Origin of the sequence: Methanobacterium petrolearium (genome assembly GCF_017873625.1) — an archaeon.
GTDB lineage: Archaea > Methanobacteriota > Methanobacteria > Methanobacteriales > Methanobacteriaceae > Methanobacterium > Methanobacterium petrolearium.
On record NZ_JAGGKL010000009.1, the window covers coordinates 35,712 to 48,308 of the forward strand.

Below are 12,597 nucleotides of genomic sequence, written 5' to 3' on the forward strand. Positions count from 1 at the left end.
TTTCCTGAATTAAATGTTTATTTAATGTTGCTATGGTTTATTAAGATACGGATCAATGATCTAAAATTTTTATCAAGAAATAGGTGAATAACTATCTTTTAAATCATTTATTTCGAAAATCTGGTTCTTGGAATCTTATTTGGAATGTAGTTCCACCCTCACGGATTAATTTTAAATCACCATGTATTTGAGTTATCAAACTATCAACAACTTGTAACCCCAGTGTTTCTGTGTTATTTAGGTCTAAATCAGGTGGCATCCCCATACCATCATCTTTAACCACCAGAACATATTTACCATCTTCTTTGAGGAAGTTGATGTCGATTTTGCCACTCTTACCGTCTGAAAATGCATGTTTCATGCTGTTAGAAACAAGTTCATTGACGATGAGCCCCAGAGGTACGGCAGTATTGATGTCCAGCATAATATTTTCTGTTTCCAGGTTAAGTTCTACCTGTTCTGGATTAAGAGAATAATTTCTGAATAGTTCTGTGCTTATTGTACGGATGTAACTGCCAAAGTCAACCTCATTATGTTGTTTGGATTGGTAAAGTAGTTCATGGATCAAAGCCATTGACCGGGCACGACGCTGACTCTCTTGGAAAATATTTTTAGTCTCTTTGTCCTTAATATATCTTGATTGCAAATTCAAAAGACTGTAAATCACCATAAGATTGTTCTTCACCCGATGGTGAATCTCTTTCATCAACAGTTCCTTTTCTTCCAGTGATTTTTTAAGTTCTTCTTCAGTTGATTTTCTTTCCTTAACTTCATCTTCTAATTCACGGTTAGTGGAGGTTAATTCAGCAGTTTTTTCCTGAACCATTATCTCTAAATTATCTTTATATTTTTTTAATTGAATTTCTGCTTTTTCACGTTTTATGTCCATACAGTTGAAGGAAAGAGAGTTCCACCATATGAACAGAATGAAAATTATGGTTGTAGAGATCACTACCAGAGAAACACTGAAGTTACCCCCATAAAAGCCTGCATTCTGGCCTAAAATTGCTAATAACCCGAAAAAAATTGGAACAACGATGGCAACCGGAATCAAGCGCCGGGCAAGGTGCCCTCCAAAATAATCACTGGTTATTATTCCCATAGGGCCTTTGTCGGGTTGTGCAAAAAGCATAGCCACTGCCGTTAGAAAAAAAGTGAATGCTGCATATACAGATATACTGGTGTAATTAGGAATGTAATATAACAATTGAACACCGTAAATATAACCTAAAATTGATAATAATGACAAAAACCCGCTTATTATGGTTAGAGCCTGGGATAATCTGTAGCCATTTTCAGTTTTTCGATCCATGCTCAGAAGAGCCAGACCCAGCAAGGAAATGTTAAGCGCTGCAGTAAAAGCCATCCGATTCGGTGTATACGTCAATAATGCTCCTTTTGCTTCCCTGAACATCATCTGGTCAATTCCCAGATTCAAATTGAAAAAATACTCCAACATGATTGCACATCCTAGAATTATGGCAAGCACAGAAAAAATTTGAGCTATGATATGAAACCACTTATTTTTCCTTTGAGTTTGAAATAACCATAAAGAGATTCCAATAGCAAGAAAAGCCAATCCAACATTGCTTTTTACTGTAGAAAAGGCAGGTCCTGGACTTTTAAACGTAGAGATGTTGAATGCCCATCCGAAGAGTATTAAAAATCCTATGATGGCCACGATAATTGCAATGATCCGGGAAATGGATTTTAAAAAGGATATACGGCCAAATATCATTTTTTCATGGGGTGGATCACCAGTTTCTTTAAAATCAGTAGTAGACGTAGTTGTTTCGGATGTTTTCATATCCCCATAGACTCCACTCAGTTTCCATGTTGAATTTCTATTAAAGGTCTGATGGAACCTTACTATATAAATTGTTGTCCATGAACAAAGCAATGTCCAATGGTTTCCTGGATTATGACTATTATTTTTCTGACAATTTTTCCATTGCATCTGCACCAAAGTATGGTATAAATGCCATTCCTATGATGGATGTCATCCAGAATGAGATCAGCCGTTCTACTATGGTGGATGCTGCACTAACTGATGGTGAAATGCCAGCGTATGAATATAATAGTATCATCATGCCATCCACAGCCCCTAAACCACCAGGTAATAATGGTATCATGCCTATGAGGGTTGAAATTACAAAAACCGCTGCTATGATCCCTACAGGAGCCTGAACATTAAGAGCAGCAAAAACTATGTACACTCGAAGGATTTCAAACCCCCATATCAGGAAAGAAAGAGGTATTCCATACAACAATACTTTACGATCCGTGACCATGATTTTCATGCTATTTTGAAATCCTTCAACCGCGTTTAAGGCTCTTTGTTCGAATTTTCTGTGTGTTTTCTCTGAAATTCTCTTTAAAATTCTTAAAAACCATCGAATAACCCTGTCTCCAAATTCACGGTTTAAAGACATGTACAAAGCCAGAATGAAAATCGCAACTAACACTACCAGACATATGGCCAGAGTTATAACCATCCACTGAGGTAAATTAAGGTATAAAACTGCTGCGATTATGGTAAACACTACTAAAGCAATGAAAGGGAATGTATCCAGACCTCTATCTGCTATTACTGTTGCAAATGCGTTTTCAGTTGGGGAAGATGAATATTTGCCCAGTATATATGCCCTTACTGGTTCGCCTCCTCCTCTGCCACTGGGTGTGAGGTTGTTTATGGCCAGGCCCACCATTAACATTGGGAAAAGATGCCTTCTTTTAACTGATATGCCCACTGCAGACGTGGTTACTGCCCATCTTTCAGTCCAGAGGCCATATATTGCCAGCTGGATTAAAACAGCTAAGATCAAATACCATGGATTAGCCATTTTAATGGCGCTTTCAATTTGCCCTGGTCCAATGATTAGTACCATTAAAGCCAGAATACCGATGCCTGCCAACATTAGAAGCAGAGTTTTATGCTTCATTAATATTTCACCGTTCTCACAAAATCAAATTAAATCAGATTATTTATTAACACATCAAAAATTCCAATTAACTGTTGGAAAATATAAAGTTAACTCCATTTAAAGATGTACTGCTTCCCAGGTCAGATCATCCGTATCCAGCAGTATCACAGTTTTTTCTCCGGATAGATACCCGCATACCTCTCCGGGATTGATCATCATTGTTTTCCCATCAGATACCTCCATTTGATGGGTGTGACCCCTTATCACCAGATCATATTTCCCACTTTTTCGAAGTGCGTCCACCAAAGCTTCTGTTGTTCCATGTATTACAGCCACCTTTCTTTCGCCAACTTCCAATTCCTTGAAATCTTCCAACACACACATGTCGCTATACGCAGTTCTCAACATGTGTCTTTCACCATCGTTATTGCCAAAAATTGCTTCCAGGGGACATTGGAGATTTTTAAATGGTCGTGCTGTAAATGGTGCTATCAGATCCCCTGCATGGATGACCAGTTCTGCCCCTGCCTGGTTAAATACATCCACTGAATCCCCAATAGCCTCCAAATGATCATGGCTGTCTGACATAATACCTATCATTTATATAACCCCCTCAAAATACAAAAATCAAAGAAAAACACATTAAATATTGATCATTTGAGAATATATAACTTTTCATAATGGAAAAATGAGATGAAAAAGGAAAAATAAGCAAACATTAACTTTAGTTTCAAGATTTATACTAAAATAAATAAAATTTTTCCTTATCATTTTCAACCTTTTGCAGGGAAATTACATCTAAACAGATGAATAAGTACCCTAATTACGCTCATTTATTAAATAAACCAGAATTTTTTATTTTCCACGATTTTCCTTTAATTCTAATAAACAACTTTCCCATTATTTAATTAGGTGTTTATACATACATAATAATTAGAAAAATTATTCATTTAATTCAAATAAGGGGTGTTAAAAATGGATTTAATAACTATAATCATTGTTGCCATTGTGATCTTGATTATACTGGGACTTTCCATAAAAATTGTAAACCAGTATGAGAAAGGGGTTGTTTTTAGATTAGGGAAAGTTATCGGAGTCAGAGAACCAGGGTTGCGCCTTATAATTCCCCTGGTAGATAGAATGGTTAAACCATCCCTAAGAATAGTGACCATGCCCATTCCTGCCCAGAAAATCATAACCCAAGACAATGTAACCATTGACGTGGCTGCAGTTGCTTACTTTAAAGTGGTGGATGCTTATCGGGCTGTGGTGGAAATTGAAAACTACAACCGAGCAGTTAACCAAATATCACAGACCACAGTAAGAAGCGTGGTGGGACAGTTCACCCTGGATGAGGTGCTCTCAGAAACACCAAAGGTTAACACCAAGATCCAGGAAATTATCGATGGTCACAGTGAGCCATGGGGTATAAAAGTTACCACCGTGGAAATAAAAGATATCAAACTCCCAGACAGTATGCAAAGAGCCATAGCTCTGCAAGCTGAGGCTGAAAGGGAGAAAAGAGCTAAAATCATATCGGCTGAAGGTGAATACCTTGCTGCAGGTAAACTGGGGGAAGCTGCGGATATAATCAGTGAACATCCCGTAGCATTGCAGCTCAGGATCATGCAGGTTTTGAGTAATATCGCTGCTGAGAAGAATTCTACCATAGTGTTCCCTGCCCAGTTACTGAACAGTTTAAGAGACATTAAAGACTTCCTGGGATCTGAAATGGAAGTCTTGGAAAAAGATAAAGGCAAAAAATAACAGGATCCCCCGAGGAGTAATGGATTTTTAACTATTATCCCCCATTTACTCCTCACGCCCATAACATGAAAGTATCATCTAATTAAATACAATAATCAGCAGTTCCGTACTCATATACTGTATCAACATCTCCATAATTAAACTACTCTTTTTATGAATATTTTTTCCAGATATTATGGCATTAAAAGACAACTTACCTGTTAATCTGTCCTTGTGAGATTTTTCTTAGTGAAATTTATATATTATGTTGTTTATCGATCAGAGTATATGAGATTCTATCTTGGGAAGAAAGATTTATTATTAATAGCCAACCCTTTAGGCATGATAATGCAGGGAATAGGCGTAGTAGTACTTATACCCCTCATAGTAGCCATCATATACGGCGAACATGAACAACTCAGTCTTTTAGTCTTTGGACTGTTTTCAATAGGTTTAGGATTCCTCTTCCGAAAGTTGCCTGCAGATTATAACAGATTGCAGCTTAAACATGGTATGATAATTGCTTCTCTGGCATGGTTATGGGCTGCGCTAATTGGTAGTTTTTGCTTAATGTATTCCACCAATATAGACTTTTTGAACGCTTATTTTGAGAGCATGTCAGCCTGGAGTGGAAGTGGCCTCAGCATATATCCCAACGTGGAAATACTACCCAAGTCCATTCTATTTTTAAGAAGTCTTGAACAGTGGGTTGGGGGTTTGGGAGTTGTGATTGTAGTTATAGGTATTTTAATCCGTCCTGGAACTGCAGCAGCCCGTTTATACAAATCTGAAGCACGTGAAGAGAAAATAAAACCCAGCATAGCAAGTACGGTGAAGACTATCTGGTGGATATATCTTTTATACACTTTTGTAGGGATTTTTCTTTATTTACTGGCAGGAATGCATCTTTTTGATGCCATAAACAATACTTTCACCAATCTCTCCACAGGAGGGATGTCCATCAAAAACAATAACATAGGGGCCTACAACAGCGTTCCCATTTATATAATCACCATGATCCTGATGATCATTGGAGGTACCAGTTTCCTGGTCCATTATAAAGCTTTAAAGGGACGTGCCCTGGATGTTTTCCAAGATATCCAATTTAAGGCAATGATAATTATAATCATCACATTTTCTATCTTTTTGCTTATCTTTTCAAAGTTCAGTACCATGGACTCTGTTTTTTTCGTTGTTAGCGCTTTAAGTTGTTGTGGATCAAGCATTCAACCCACACAAGTTATGATTAACTGGCCAGATTACGTTAAAATAATCATACTCAGTGCCATGATTATTGGTATGGCTGCAGGTTCCACTACCGGTGCTTTAAAACTCATACGAGTAGTCACCCTATTTAAAGGAATTTTTTGGGAGATTAGGAGAATATTATCTCCGCAAGGAACTGTTATACCTCGTAAAATTGGAGGTAAACCCGTAAATGACGCAGAAATCAGAGAAGCAGGTAGTTACACATTCATATACTTTTTCTTCCTGTTTATAAGTTGGTTGGTACTTATGCTATGTGGATATGATGGAGTTAATTCACTTTTTGAAGTTGCATCAGCCCAGGGAAATGTAGGACTTTCCATGGGCATTGTATCTCCTACCATGCCAGATATTGCGGAATTTTTCCTTATATTCAACATGTGGATAGGTAGGATTGAGATTATACCTGCTTTGGTATTGTTAAAAGGATTTTTGGACATTTTCAAAAGGTATAAGAGGATAATAAAAACTAATAAAAGATAATAGATGTAAAAAAGCCTGCGAATAATTTTATATGAATAACTGAAGATGTATTTCCATGGATTTTTTCACCCATTTCATTGTTCCTTTTGCGATTTTAACACTTTTCAAGGTTAAAGATAGGTTAGCAGGGGCTTTCGGAGGAATATCCGTCGATTTTGATGTGGTGTTTTTTGTAGTTGGTTTTATTTCCCCCGGACTTTTCATATTCACGCACCGGGGAATAACCCACAGCTTCGTCTTTGGATTGATAACTTCCACCATATTTCTATACATAATATCGCGACCAAGGATATATGGTCTGATCAATCGTGTGATAAAAAGAAACATCGAGGTCAAATTCAATTGGCACAATATATTATTAGCATACTTCGGAGTGCTGGCCCATCTTTTCCTGGACTTCCTGACCACTGGAGGCATACCTCTTCTCTATCCATTTTCCCTAACCCGGTTCACTGCCAACCTCTATTACTACACCGATCCAGTAACCACCATTGCTGCCCTGGCTGTGCTCGTAATACTCTACCTCCGTTTAGATCCTAAATATAAGAAAATAACTCTGGCATGTTTTATGATAATGTTAATTTCCTTTGGAGGTATTCGTGCTTATGAAAAAATAGATGTTATTCAAAGCCAAAGTTTAACCCTCAGTGATGGTTACACTCAGATCACCACCTATCCCACCTCAAATATGTTCATCTGGACTGTGGTGGAGAGTGATGGAGGTTCCAAATACAGGATTTACAGCTATAATAACCTGCAAAAGACTTCTTCAGATATTCGAGAAGTTCAAAATCTCACCATTAAAAATGGAACCTTTGAATCCGCCCAAAAAGCCATAAAATATGCTGACAAGCTACCAGAGGTAGGTGGCTTTAAATGGAACCACGAATACACTTGTGTAAACGCCGAAAAAACGTCTTCTAAGTGGAATATAACCTATTTCGATCCTACCTCATCGCATTTCGGCCCTAATGAGTTATCAGTTCTAGTACCATACCATTGAACTGATAAAAAAATAACTATTTTAATTTAGTGCCCCATTATGCTCATTAATGTCCCCTACTTCCATTACATTATCCTTTATTATAATTAATAGTATCCTGTGGCAATTTCATGGGCCATTTTTACGTGTTTGGAACCATCTTCCACTGCTGGGCCGTGGCCAGGGAGTAAATATTTGATATCCAGCTTGGAAAGTCTCTCCAGAGATCTTCGCATATCACCCATATCCCCACCAAGATCCACCCTACCAAAACCTCCATCTGCAAAGACTGTGTCCCCTGAAATCAGGGTTTCACCATCATACAGGCAAATACTTCCGGAAGTATGGCCAGGGGTGAGTAAAACTTCAAAATCGTGTATTTTGTCACCTTCTTCAAGTTTATGGTGAATTTTCATCTTTTCCATGGATTTTCCGAACATGGTGGCCAGTAATGCCTCTTGATCTCCTTCCTCAAGTGCACGGGCATCCCTGGAGTGCATGGCTACCTCCAGGTCCAGGTACTGGTTTCCGCCAATATGATCGTAGTGGTGGTGGGTGTTTACAATGAGGGACAAATCATCAACACTGCCACCTGCATCTTTAATGGATTTAAGGATGTAATCCATATTTTGACCGGTTCCAGTGTCCACTATGATGTCATTGAAGACGTAAACATTGGAATCATAGCCCATTCCATCTATTATGATAATGTCGTTGATTTTTCTAATGTTTGACACCATCCCTTGAAAGGTACATTCCTTTTTATTTCATCTGAAAGAAGTTTTAAAGAAGTGTTAATTTTAGAAAAAGTAATAGTGGGGTCACCGGGATTTGAACCCAGATCCTAGGATTTCTCTTGCCTCAGTACTCCAATCGATCATCATCCGATTGGTCATACCTAACGTCAGAGCGCGCGTTTCCTCAAAGACAACTGGAGTCCCAGATGATAGCCTGATTACACTATGACCCCTAACTAATAAATTACTGAAATAACTTTATAAATGGTTTAAAGCCAAGGGAGAGATTTGAACTCCCGTGTAATGGATCTGCAGTCCACCGCTTCGCCGCTAAGCTACCTTGGCTCATTAGATACGTTGCGTGCTGTTGCTATTTAAACCTTACGGAGAAAATATTCCAACACACAATATTAACTCACAAGTTAGATAAAGACCAAAATGGTATTCAATTAAAAATTTATTTAATAAAAATGATTGAAAAATATTTTAAGGGATGATAACAATCTCCTTACCCGTGGTCTGTGGGGGATATGACTCAAGGAAGGGTCCGGTAAACATTACCGCCACCTCAGTCCCGGTTTTCATGTCATCCAAAGATGCATTTTCACGTTTATTCCCATTTTTTCTGAGTATAACTGTGTCATTATTAATCTTAACAGATACGTTACAGATTTGGCTGTTACCGGCAACTATTCCCTCAACCAAAATAGAATCCTGGGTATTATTTTCATCATTAGGATCTGCATGACAGATTCCGATGATTTTACCATCCATATCAGCCCTTTCTTCTCCAGTTGCAAACATAACCCCATAAACTACCCCCATCATTAACACAACTAATATTGCAAACAAGGTTATGATCTTCATCTTCCCAAATCCTATTCTTTGATGATTACTGGCACCGTATTCCAGTTCTAAGAAATGTATAAGTTAATTCTACTATAAATGATTTGTTGCTTAACGTCTTCTTGTTATGTTATCAACCAACAATTTAACATATCTTGACATAAAAATAATATGCATAGAATGTTCTATGATAGCAATTGTCCCTGATCCAGTAACTATTCTGAACCTAATTTTTTGTATAATAATAATTGTTGGCCTAGATTGTTGGGAGTATAAGAAAAAGGAAAATCTTATCACATTTATATAGCTGTAACTTTCGGTCTTTTTGGTATAGCCCATTTAGCAATCATCCTTGGCATTGAAAGTTCTAATCTCTTCATTCTGATTATAAGATCCGCGGCCTATCTTGTACTAATCTATGCACTCTACAAACCCGCAGCATGACATTGGAAAAAAGAGTAGTTCATTAAAAATATTTTAAATATTTTAAATAATTTTTTAACTTATTTAATAATAGTAAATCCGTTATTTTCAGTCTTTTCCTTGCAGGTGAATCTTCAGAGGATATCACAGTGGTAGGAGGGCCACCAGACATATTAGCATCCTTCCACTCCTCCTGAATCATGAACCCTACTTCCATTTTAAAAATAAGTTTTTTCCGATTTATTCATATTCCCCTTTGACAAGTAGTATCATCATTGATTTATCTAGTATCATAAGATGTATAGTATAATATTAAGAATGAATAATAACAATTGATCATGCCTTATTTAATTTGTAACAAATGTGGAAGTTACTATGAACTCCAAGAAGGAGAATCTCCAGAAGATTTTGGCCTCAAATGTTCCTGTGGTGGAGAATTAATTTATGTAGAAAAACTTGAAGGAATAGAAAATTCAAATGAATCCGAAACTACAATAATCTGCCCTCAGTGTGGAATGGAAAATAAAGATAATTCGGTTTCTTGTCAGGAATGTGGAGCAAAACTTTCAAGAACGGATAAATCATCAAAAAAGGTATTTTTAATACTTCGGGATATTCTATACAAAGATTTTCAAGATTTTCAAATACAATGGATTATTATGGCCATAGGTTCTGCCTTCATGTTAGTAATAATGGTTATTGAGATGAATACATGACCAGCTCCCCATATTACTAGTAGGGCATTAGATTTCTAATTATAAAGTTCAAAGAGGTAAATTCTGCTTTTACAGCCATATAAATGCACATTTATCAAAAACAATTAGAAAATTTTTCCCCCAGCCATTTTTATTAACAACAAGTTAATGAAGTCCTCCCAATTATTCAATCAATATTTAGATACACATCATGGAGGATTACTATATCTAATTTGAATGGTTTTAATTCATCACACCACACTCGGTACCATGCTCGAAATAGCTCTTAAAATGATTAAAATGAGTACTAAAGTAACCGTGACCCCACTCATTAATTGCACTCCTTTTGTAGTCCTAAGATCTACTGGAGATACCCAGTTTATCACGTCTGGGAAAAGCACCAATGTCTGAAATATCAATCCAACTAAAACCAAAAAAAATCCCTCACTTACCGGTATATTCGGGAAATTCAGCATGGAAAATCCCCAAATAGTGGACGCACCACCTATTGCAAGGGAAAACAACCAATAATAAAAAGGATAATAACCAGGACCATCCATAACCACATCAGAACCCACATATAAAGGGTTTTCCTCCGAAGGGATACTATTATCGTTAAAAGTGCCATTTCGGATAATCATCACTATCTGTGGATAAATTAACAAAAATAAACAGCCAATATAACCGGGGAAATTATTATAATCAATTGCCACCGGATAAAAGAGAAAAATAGCCAATATTGACATGTATACTAAAAGAAGCCAAGAAAGACCTTCATAAGTGTAATCTTTAACTTTACTATCAATTCTTAGTATTTTAATGCCTAAAATCAGCTCCATTTTGTCTATCAACCTATCCTCATAACACATGAGGATAGTACCTAAGACAAAGCCCGATATAACAAAGCCCATAAATAATAAACCCATATTAACCTCTTGTTATTCTTATTATAATAAAATTTTCTACTAATTGATTATGAAGGTGATTTAATGAAAATCACCTTTTCTTAGTATATGTGTTTTGGAATTCCCAGATAATCCATAATATTATTCAAACCAAAATCCCAAGTCACACTAGTACCAATACCTTTTGGAAGACCATGAATTCCAGTACTGGCAGCCCACTTACCACCACTAAATACCGCGCCATCTTTAATAAGTGTCCATGGTACCTTTGAAATTGTTGTAATTCCCTTAGCAGCACCAAATCCAGGGATGGCTGATAAAGATATAGAAACTCCTCCCTTAATCCATGCTTGGGGATTTTTTGGATCATCAAAAACCCCTGCTGCATCAAGACATAAGAAACAACCAACGCCTATGGCTAAAGCAGCCCAAGTAACAGGACCCCCTGCAACTAACGCCGTAACACCAATAGTAATAAATCCACCACCAACAACATCTTCTGCAATATCTTTAATCTGGTTAGATTCCTGAGGAGGAGGTGGTAATAATTCATTTGTCTCAATTATGTACAGTGGACTGCTTCCAATCATACATGAATAAATATCTATAACAGATACCTCAATTATGTTTGGTCCTACATTTAAAAATGGAGTGATATCGACAACATTAACAGCCCCAAAATGGACAAAATCATGACTAAATCTTCATAAACTCCATTTTTTCTCAATTATCCTCCGAAGTTTCCATTATATTTCTCCTTCAGTTTTCATATTCATTATCTAGTTGTGTTTCAACCTTTTCATATTTTTTCAGGGTGCTTGCAAATAGTTCATCAAATAAAGGAGTTAATCCCTGGTCAAGGACCTTCAATCCTTCTTCAGTGATTCCTCCTTTAGTTGCCACTTGTCTTATCACATCTTCAAATGTCAGATCTTTTTCTTGAAGGAGTTTGGCTGTTCCATATAGAGTTTCTGTAACCATTTCTTCTGCTTCTTTCCGGGTGAAAATATCATGTTCCAGGGCAGATTCTGTGAATTTCATTATTATGAATGATATAAATGCCGGGGCAGAGCTGGTTAGATTAGTTGCAATGGGAAATTCCTTTTCGTTTACGATTTTCACTTCGCCGATGCTTTGGAAGATTTTTTCCACAAATTCAGCATCTTCTGGAGTTACCTGCAAGTTATGGGCAACTAAAGATATTCCTTCATTGACCTCGGAGGTTAAACTAGGAATTACCTTGCTTATTTTTCCTGGAAAAACTTTTTCAATGTTTTCTATGGTTAAACCTGCGGCTATGCAGATTATATGCGTGTTAACAGAGGTATGATCATTTATTTCTTCTAATGATTCTTTAACCTGTCCTGTTTTGATGAATAAAAATATTTTTTGTGATTTTTCTGCTACTGTTTTGTTACTTTGAGCAATTTCTATCTCTGGATGTGATTTCTGTAAATCTGATAGTTTGTTCAGGCTGCGGGTGCTAATGATCATTTCAGATTCTTTTAAAACTCCAGATCTGAGGATTCCCCTAATTATCATGCTCCCCATGGCACCGTAACCAATGAATCCAATTTTTTCCATTGAATT

The 12,597-nt window shown here is 36.9% G+C and carries 13 protein-coding genes and 2 tRNA genes; 4 read left to right on the forward strand and 11 right to left on the reverse strand.

What is annotated here, in order from left to right:
• Positions 1–103: 103 nt before the first annotated feature.
• The 3 genes from J2743_RS09115 to J2743_RS09125 form a co-directional block, all read right to left on the reverse strand.
• Positions 104–1,807, reverse strand: a complete 1,704-nt coding sequence (locus J2743_RS09115) for a histidine kinase dimerization/phosphoacceptor domain -containing protein (protein ID WP_209626450.1) — start codon at positions 1,805–1,807, stop codon at positions 104–106.
• 121 nt (positions 1,808–1,928) lie between these two features.
• The gene (locus tag J2743_RS09120; protein ID WP_209626452.1) at positions 1,929–2,942 is read right to left on the reverse strand and encodes a UPF0104 family protein; all 1,014 of its coding nucleotides are present in this window, start codon (positions 2,940–2,942) and stop codon (positions 1,929–1,931) included.
• A gap of 99 nt (positions 2,943–3,041) precedes the next feature.
• A complete protein-coding gene (locus J2743_RS09125) occupies positions 3,042–3,524 on the reverse strand; it encodes a metallophosphoesterase (protein WP_209626454.1) in 483 nt (160 codons plus the stop codon).
• Between the two features lie 375 nt (positions 3,525–3,899).
• Between J2743_RS09125 and J2743_RS09130 the strand changes: the two genes are divergently transcribed.
• From J2743_RS09130 to J2743_RS09140, 3 genes are all read left to right on the forward strand, one after another.
• The gene (locus tag J2743_RS09130; RefSeq protein ID WP_209626456.1) at positions 3,900–4,691 is read left to right on the forward strand and encodes a slipin family protein; all 792 of its coding nucleotides are present in this window, start codon (positions 3,900–3,902) and stop codon (positions 4,689–4,691) included.
• Positions 4,692–4,958: 267 nt separating this feature from the next.
• On the forward strand, positions 4,959–6,419 hold the full coding sequence (locus tag J2743_RS09135; RefSeq protein WP_209626458.1) for a TrkH family potassium uptake protein: 1,461 nt from the start codon (positions 4,959–4,961) through the stop codon (positions 6,417–6,419).
• Between the two features lie 55 nt (positions 6,420–6,474).
• Entirely contained in the window at positions 6,475–7,422 is a 948-nt protein-coding gene (locus J2743_RS09140) for a metal-dependent hydrolase (protein ID WP_209626459.1), read from the forward strand.
• 86 nt (positions 7,423–7,508) lie between these two features.
• On the opposite strand, the gene J2743_RS09145 is transcribed toward J2743_RS09140, so the two are convergent.
• The 5 genes from J2743_RS09145 to J2743_RS09165 form a co-directional block, all read right to left on the reverse strand.
• Positions 7,509–8,129 (reverse strand): MBL fold metallo-hydrolase, encoded by a 621-nt coding sequence (locus tag J2743_RS09145; RefSeq protein WP_209626614.1) that lies wholly within the window; start codon positions 8,127–8,129, stop codon positions 7,509–7,511.
• A gap of 88 nt (positions 8,130–8,217) precedes the next feature.
• Positions 8,218–8,371 (reverse strand) — tRNA-Trp (locus J2743_RS09150).
• A gap of 40 nt (positions 8,372–8,411) precedes the next feature.
• Positions 8,412–8,483 (reverse strand) — tRNA-Cys (locus tag J2743_RS09155).
• A 141-nt stretch (positions 8,484–8,624) separates the two neighbouring features.
• Positions 8,625–9,005, reverse strand: a complete 381-nt coding sequence (locus tag J2743_RS09160) for a DUF3221 domain-containing protein (protein ID WP_209626462.1) — start codon at positions 9,003–9,005, stop codon at positions 8,625–8,627.
• A 445-nt stretch (positions 9,006–9,450) separates the two neighbouring features.
• Positions 9,451–9,609, reverse strand: a complete 159-nt coding sequence (locus J2743_RS09165) for a hypothetical protein (protein ID WP_209626464.1) — start codon at positions 9,607–9,609, stop codon at positions 9,451–9,453.
• 136 nt (positions 9,610–9,745) lie between these two features.
• Between J2743_RS09165 and J2743_RS09170 the strand changes: the two genes are divergently transcribed.
• Positions 9,746–10,123: a zinc-ribbon domain-containing protein gene (locus J2743_RS09170; protein WP_209626466.1), complete on the forward strand. Its 378-nt coding sequence runs from the start codon at positions 9,746–9,748 to the stop codon at positions 10,121–10,123.
• 230 nt (positions 10,124–10,353) lie between these two features.
• Here the strand turns inward: J2743_RS09170 and J2743_RS09175 are convergent, their stop codons facing one another.
• From J2743_RS09175 to J2743_RS09185, 3 genes are all read right to left on the reverse strand, one after another.
• Positions 10,354–11,028 (reverse strand): hypothetical protein, encoded by a 675-nt coding sequence (locus J2743_RS09175; RefSeq protein ID WP_209626468.1) that lies wholly within the window; start codon positions 11,026–11,028, stop codon positions 10,354–10,356.
• An 80-nt stretch (positions 11,029–11,108) separates the two neighbouring features.
• A complete protein-coding gene (locus tag J2743_RS09180) occupies positions 11,109–11,597 on the reverse strand; it encodes a hypothetical protein (protein WP_209626470.1) in 489 nt (162 codons plus the stop codon).
• A gap of 169 nt (positions 11,598–11,766) precedes the next feature.
• Positions 11,767–12,591, reverse strand: coding sequence for a pyrroline-5-carboxylate reductase family protein (locus J2743_RS09185; RefSeq protein WP_209626472.1), 825 nt, complete (start codon positions 12,589–12,591; stop codon positions 11,767–11,769).
• Between the last annotated feature and the right edge of the window lie 6 nt (positions 12,592–12,597).

Excerpts from the sequence above, each read along its gene's own strand:
- J2743_RS09115 (WP_209626450.1), bottom strand. The coding sequence starts at position 1,807 with ATGAAAACATCCGAAACAACTACGTCTACTACTGATTTTAAAGAAACT.
- J2743_RS09120 (WP_209626452.1), bottom strand. The coding sequence starts at position 2,942 with ATGAAGCATAAAACTCTGCTTCTAATGTTGGCAGGCATCGGTATTCTG.
- J2743_RS09125 (WP_209626454.1), bottom strand. The coding sequence starts at position 3,524 with ATGATAGGTATTATGTCAGACAGCCATGATCATTTGGAGGCTATTGGG.
- J2743_RS09130 (WP_209626456.1), top strand. The coding sequence starts at position 3,900 with ATGGATTTAATAACTATAATCATTGTTGCCATTGTGATCTTGATTATA.
- J2743_RS09135 (WP_209626458.1), top strand. The coding sequence starts at position 4,959 with ATGAGATTCTATCTTGGGAAGAAAGATTTATTATTAATAGCCAACCCT.
- J2743_RS09140 (WP_209626459.1), top strand. The coding sequence starts at position 6,475 with ATGGATTTTTTCACCCATTTCATTGTTCCTTTTGCGATTTTAACACTT.
- J2743_RS09160 (WP_209626462.1), bottom strand. The coding sequence starts at position 9,005 with ATGAAGATCATAACCTTGTTTGCAATATTAGTTGTGTTAATGATGGGG.
- J2743_RS09165 (WP_209626464.1), bottom strand. The coding sequence starts at position 9,609 with ATGATTCAGGAGGAGTGGAAGGATGCTAATATGTCTGGTGGCCCTCCT.
- J2743_RS09170 (WP_209626466.1), top strand. The coding sequence starts at position 9,746 with ATGCCTTATTTAATTTGTAACAAATGTGGAAGTTACTATGAACTCCAA.
- J2743_RS09175 (WP_209626468.1), bottom strand. The coding sequence starts at position 11,028 with ATGGGTTTATTATTTATGGGCTTTGTTATATCGGGCTTTGTCTTAGGT.
- J2743_RS09180 (WP_209626470.1), bottom strand. The coding sequence starts at position 11,597 with ATGATTGGAAGCAGTCCACTGTACATAATTGAGACAAATGAATTATTA.
- J2743_RS09185 (WP_209626472.1), bottom strand. The coding sequence starts at position 12,591 with ATGGAAAAAATTGGATTCATTGGTTACGGTGCCATGGGGAGCATGATA.